4 protein-coding genes are annotated in these 2,988 nt (G+C 52.3%); all 4 read left to right on the forward strand.

What is annotated here, in order from left to right:
* Positions 1-1,024, forward strand: a 1,024-nt coding sequence (gene mcrB, locus PLA23_RS12135; protein ID WP_324475350.1) for a coenzyme-B sulfoethylthiotransferase subunit beta, incomplete at its 5' end; no start/stop codon positions are given.
* A gap of 18 nt (positions 1,025-1,042) precedes the next feature.
* The gene (mcrD, locus tag PLA23_RS12140; RefSeq protein ID WP_324331092.1) at positions 1,043-1,513 is read left to right on the forward strand and encodes a methyl-coenzyme M reductase operon protein D; all 471 of its coding nucleotides are present in this window, start codon (positions 1,043-1,045) and stop codon (positions 1,511-1,513) included.
* Positions 1,513-2,148 carry a methyl-coenzyme M reductase I operon protein C gene (mcrC, locus tag PLA23_RS12145; RefSeq protein ID WP_324331093.1) on the forward strand — a complete coding sequence of 212 codons (636 nt, stop codon included), beginning with the start codon at positions 1,513-1,515 and terminating at the stop codon, positions 2,146-2,148. Before mcrD ends, mcrC begins: the two co-directional genes overlap by 1 nt.
* Before the next feature lie 3 nt (positions 2,149-2,151).
* Positions 2,152-2,910, forward strand: a complete 759-nt coding sequence (mcrG, locus tag PLA23_RS12150) for a coenzyme-B sulfoethylthiotransferase subunit gamma (protein WP_324475351.1) — start codon at positions 2,152-2,154, stop codon at positions 2,908-2,910.
* Positions 2,911-2,988 lie beyond the last annotated feature (78 nt).

Genomic DNA, 2,988 nt, shown 5'->3' on the forward strand with positions numbered 1-2,988 from the left:
AGGTGATGACACCGAGATCAAGGAATTCGGGGGCGGAAAACTCCTTCTCTGTACCGTCCCATCTGCACGTATTGATGCAGCAGCAACCTATGATGCAGCACTGACCTCAGTCGCAGCAGCAGCAACCTACGCGGTTATCGACCAGTTCAACGTCGGCATGTTCGATGGTTCAACGGTCAAGGCAGCCTTCTGGGGTACCTACCCGCAGACCATGGACCCGGCCGGTGCAAATGTTGCATCGATTCTGTCCATTCCCCAGAACAACGAAGGTCTGGGATATGCACTCAGAAACATCCCTGCAAACCACTGCGTTATGATCACCAACAAGAATGCAATGCAGGGTGCTGCACTCTCAGCAACCTTTGAACAGGCAGGAGAGTTTGAGATGGGTGCTGCTATCGGACCATTCGAGCGTGCACAGCTCCTTCTCTATGCCTACCAGGGTCTGAATGCAAATAACCTCGTGTACGATCTTGTCAAGAAGAATGGTGCTACCGGAACCGTCGGTACCGTCGTCCAGTCCCTTGTCGAGAAGGCAATCGAGGACAAGGTTATCACGCCGGGTAAGAAGGGACCATCCGGATACACGTTCTATGAGACGAAGGACCCAATGCTCTGGAACGCCTACACTGCTGCAGGAACCATGGCAGCAACCATGGTAAACTGTGGTGCCGGCCGGTTTGCACAGGCTGTATCCTCAACCCTGCTCTACTTCAACGACCTGCTTGAGCACGAGACCGGACTTCCGGGTTGTGACTATGGTCGTGTAATGGGTGTTGCAGTCGGATTCTCGTTCTTCAGCCACTCAATCTACGGTGGTGGAGGTCCCGGTGTGTTCAACGGTAACCACGTTGTTACCCGTCACGCAGCCGGTGTTGGTCTCCCCTGTATCGTCGCTGCCTGTGCTCTTGATGCAGGAACCCAGATGTTCTCACCAGAGCACACCTCAAAGGTCTACCAGGACACCTTTGGTAAGATCCCAGAGTTTGCCCAGCCGATCCAGCACATCGCTCAGGGAGTATAATCCCGAAGGTTTCGCACAATGGCTGATGCTGAATTCCCGCAATGCAGGATCGTCACCGAGCGCCTCTTAAAACCTGAAACCGTTGAAAAAATCCTCAATAAACTGGTGGTCATACCGGGTATCCGGCGCATCGTCATCAACGGACCGAGTATACCCCAGAAAGTCCCCTATGGCCCCGCAAGGGGTATGGATAATCCCCATTCAGGAAAGGCAACTATCCGGGTTGGGGAGACGGATGTGGACCTGCGGGTGCAGGTTGGAACCATCCTTCTCGAACTGGAAACACGGGACATCGTACATCAGATTGAAGATGCCTGTACGGAAGTCTTTACGAACTTTTCATACTCGGTCAAGGAAGGAAAGTTCATGCGATCAACTCCGACACAGGTCGATTATGCAAAGTACGGCCCGAATGCGAACGAAATCATGCTAGGTCTGGTCGATCCCAAGAATAAAACCGGACCGACACTCATCCAGGGACATAAATAATGCCAATCGGACGGGTAACACAGATTGTTGACTGCCGCGAGAGTGCGGGTATGGGAAAAGGAGGGGCCCTTGCCCAACGGGGGACGATCTCCGAATGCCGATATCCTGACGTCATCATCGTAGGGATGTCCCCCGGTCGCCGGCACGTCACAAAGCCGGTCTGTGATATCACGTCTGCCCTGCGGGCACAGGGGGTCGAATATAGTATCAGCACCATGATTCTCAACGCGGGCTCCGGGATTCCCCCAGATGCCCCAAAGAGTGCCGGTCATGTGCTGGGAGCATATTTTGGCCTGAACGAGAAGGAAATTATCCAGATAAACCGCCACAAAGTAGCGGTTCTGCACCACGGAAATGTCAGATCACATATCGTTCATAAAGTCCGGTCTATCTTAAAAGACTGTGATATTCCAGCGGTTGTGGTCTGTCAGGCCCCCGTTGATTACGAGGATTTTGCAAAGGAAGGGGTTAAAACGGCGTTTGTGATGCCAGCTGAGAACAATGTCCGAACCAAAGGGACAGTAATGGCGATTATCAGTGGTGTCACCAGGGGTCAGACCCCGTCTCGTGAGAAGATCAGCGAAGTCATTCACGAAGTCATGAAACTTATGAAAACTTCAGATTTGGAGAGATAAAGAATGGCATACACTCCACAATATGGTCCGGGCCAGTCAATTGTCGCCGAGAACCGGCGCAAGCAGATGAACCCAAATGTAAAGCTTGAAAAAATGCGCAATGTTACCGATGAAGACATTGTGTTGATCCTTGGACACCGTGCTCCAGGTCAGGCATACCCGACCTCCCACCCGCCACTTGCAGAACAGGGTGAGCCGGACTGTCCAATCAGAAAGATTGTGACCCCAACCGACGGAGCAAAGGCTGGAGACCGTGTCCGGTACATCCAGTGCGCAGACTCCATGTTCAACGCACCATCACAGCCGTATCAGAGAACCTACACCGAGATGTACCGGTACCGTGGTATTGACTCGGGAACTCTGTCCGGCCGTCAGATCGTTGAGTGCCGTGAGCGTGACCTTGAAAAAATCGCCGCAGATCTGATCAACACCAATCTCTTCGACCCGGCACGTGTCGGTATTCGTGGTGCAACTGTGCACGGTCACTCACTCCGTCTTGCAGAAGATGGAATGATGTTCGACATGCTGCAGCGGTGCATCCTCGAAGGTGGCACTGTAAAGTATGTAAAGGACCAGATTGGTGTTCCGCTCGACAAGAAAGTCGATGTCGGCAAGCCAATGGATGATGCCTGGCTGAAAGCAAATACGACGATGTTCCACTCCCTTGTTGGTACTCCATTCAGATCTGATGGAGAATACATTGAATATGTCCAGCGGATTCACTCCCTGAGAACAAAGTACGGATTCATGCCGGTGGAGTAAGGAGGTACAAAATATGGCAAAAATCGAGAGAGCCCAGAAACTTTTCCTCAAAGCACTGAAGACCAAATTCGAGGGAGA

The organism is Methanospirillum sp. (assembly GCF_035406105.1).
Taxonomy (GTDB): domain Archaea; phylum Halobacteriota; class Methanomicrobia; order Methanomicrobiales; family Methanospirillaceae; genus Methanospirillum.

Coding starts and splice junctions, on each gene's coding strand:
- mcrD (WP_324331092.1), top strand. CDS start 1,043: ATGGCTGATGCTGAATTCCCGCAATGCAGGATCGTCACCGAGCGCCTC.
- mcrC (WP_324331093.1), top strand. CDS start 1,513: ATGCCAATCGGACGGGTAACACAGATTGTTGACTGCCGCGAGAGTGCG.
- mcrG (WP_324475351.1), top strand. CDS start 2,152: ATGGCATACACTCCACAATATGGTCCGGGCCAGTCAATTGTCGCCGAG.